The following is a 518-nucleotide window of genomic DNA, read 5'->3' as shown; positions in this document are numbered from 1 at the left end:
CAGCCTGTGGACAATGTTGCCGCACCTGCACCAATCGTTGAATTCAGCGGCATGGGCAGCGATGGTATCTTCAACAGCGATGAGATCGGTACTGATGGCACTGTGACCGCCACCGTGACGCTAGCGACTGGCACTCAAGTTGGCGACACCTTGATTGTCACTGACGGCAACGGCAACACCCTATTTAATGGCCCTGTCACTCAAGACATGCTCGACAACGGCTTTGACGTTGAAGTGCCTGTCACTGCAGGCGCAACTGATGTTGATGTTACGGCGCAAGTGATTGATATCGCCGGCAACCCATCTGCAACCGCAACAGATACACAACCTGTTGATGCCACCATGGCACCTGCACCAATCGTTGAGTTCAGCGGCATGGGCAGCGATGGTATCTTCAACAGCGATGAGATCGGTACTGACGGCACTGTGACCGCCACCGTGACGCTAGCGACTGGCACTCAAGTCGGCGACACCTTGATTGTCACTGACGGCAATGGCAACACCCTATTTAACGGCCC

Annotated in this window: 1 protein-coding gene; it reads left to right on the top strand. The window is 55.0% G+C overall.

Going from position 1 to position 518, the window contains the following annotated elements; genetic code table 11:
* Window positions 1–518 (top strand): hypothetical protein (locus H5202_RS23655; protein ID WP_220494000.1); only part of this gene is annotated, 518 nt, incomplete at both ends.

Origin of the sequence: Shewanella sp. SG41-4 (assembly GCF_014164505.1) — a bacterium.
GTDB lineage: Bacteria > Pseudomonadota > Gammaproteobacteria > Enterobacterales > Shewanellaceae > Shewanella.
Note: the sequence above shows the minus strand (reverse complement) of the source record. Positions and strands in the feature narration are given on the sequence as shown.